Here is a 1,529-nt window from a genome sequence, read left to right as displayed (position 1 = left end):
GGTGGTATGCGGAGGCTTCGGTATTGCGTGCCTCACACCTTAACAGGGCGTTATATTAGTAAAGGAAGTACAGTGATTACATTTAAAGAATTAGCATCTTTGAAAACAAATATATTTGAAGATCGTAAGGTCAAATATGTTCGGCATAAGGATAGTAGGGCTGAGTATAAAGATCTAATTAAGGAGATCGATGAACTGTTAAAGTACCAGAAAGAACAATCCAACCCTGTCTTTAGTGATTGTGAGTATATAATTTCATTCGTCGGTCAGGATGGAACTAAGGCTTTGTTTTTAGGTGTTTTTAAAGTTAACGATGTCAAAAAAGAAAATGATAAATATTTTTATGATCTTACAAAAGTAGATGTCCTAGATTGCTTTAAAGATAGAGTTGTTATTGATTGGGGTGATGCAACAAGAAATTGGCATCAATGGTATGATCGCAATGAAAAAAGTGTGGTTGAAATATTACCAGAAGGTTTTCTTGGTGAGTTTCCAGGATTGCTTAATTTCGTACTAGATTTCAGTGAATTAGAAAGATTGGTACAGAATCCCAATGCTAATGCTGGCTGGTATCATCGTTTGTCATCTGTAAACGCGATCTATATGATATTAGATAATAAAACTGGTAATCAATATATAGGCTCAGCTTGTGGTAAATCTGGCTTATGGCAACGTTGGTGTGACTACGTAAAAACGAAGCACGGGAACAATAAAAATCTTATCGAGCTGTGCAACAGTGATGAAAAATATTTCAAAAATTTCACTTTTTCGATTCTTCAAACATTGCCAAGTAATGTTGGAAAAGGTGAGATTGAGAAGATTGAATCTCTTTATAAGAAAAAGTTAGGCACTAAAGCTTTTGGCTTGAACGCAAACTAATATAACAAAGCGTTTAAGAGTGATTCCTTACGCTTGCTAGTTTCGCTTCGCTCACAGTATAGCAAGCGTGCGTCACACCTTAACGCGGCGTTAAATGCTTTTCGGTAGAAGTAGGAATCAATGACATCACATCCATTATTACCAATGCCAAGTACAAATCTAGAAATCTCTGAGTCATATGCACTTCTTGGTCGTGCGTTAGCATACGCTACAGATTTTGAACACAACTGTAGAACGTTGGCTCATTTGACAGATGTTGTGAACACAAATAATGAGTTTTCATTCGAGGTCTACATGCTTTTGAAGTCAGGTACTTTGTATGAAAAAATTCGGTCATTGGTATCTGAGTACAGTTTACCAACGCATTCAGAGGACAGTATTCACGCCGCTAGGAAGGCAAGAAATAACATTGCTCATAGTATCTGCATAGAACATGAAAAACTCTTGTCTAGTGAGAGTGGGCGTTTGGCTTTTAGGGCAAACATCATGTGTGAAATGGATGCGCTAATTAAGGGGAACCAGTTAGTTCAAGACATAACACGAATACTAAAACAAGGCAGCAAAGACACACATGGCTCAGAGGCTATCGAGTATTTTTTTGCTGTATCTGAATGGCTTGATGGTAAAAATTAGCCACGCATTTAACAAAC

Annotated in this window: 2 protein-coding genes; both read left to right on the top strand. The window is 37.1% G+C overall.

Annotated features, from left to right (window positions below; translation table 11 throughout):
* The coding region (locus tag VHA02S_RS24730) for a GIY-YIG nuclease family protein (RefSeq protein ID WP_218000904.1) at positions 1 to 879 on the top strand (879 nt) is incomplete at its 5' end.
* 120 nt (positions 880 to 999) lie between these two features.
* Positions 1,000 to 1,512 (top strand): DUF4145 domain-containing protein, encoded by a 513-nt coding sequence (locus VHA02S_RS24725; RefSeq protein ID WP_038899655.1) that lies wholly within the window; start codon positions 1,000 to 1,002, stop codon positions 1,510 to 1,512.
* The last annotated feature ends 17 nt before the right edge of the window (positions 1,513 to 1,529 follow it).

The organism is Vibrio harveyi NBRC 15634 = ATCC 14126 = KCTC 12724 (genome assembly GCF_001591145.1).
Classification (GTDB): domain Bacteria; phylum Pseudomonadota; class Gammaproteobacteria; order Enterobacterales; family Vibrionaceae; genus Vibrio; species Vibrio harveyi.
The sequence above is the reverse complement of the archived record's forward strand: the minus strand, read 5'-3'. Positions and strand labels throughout refer to the sequence as shown.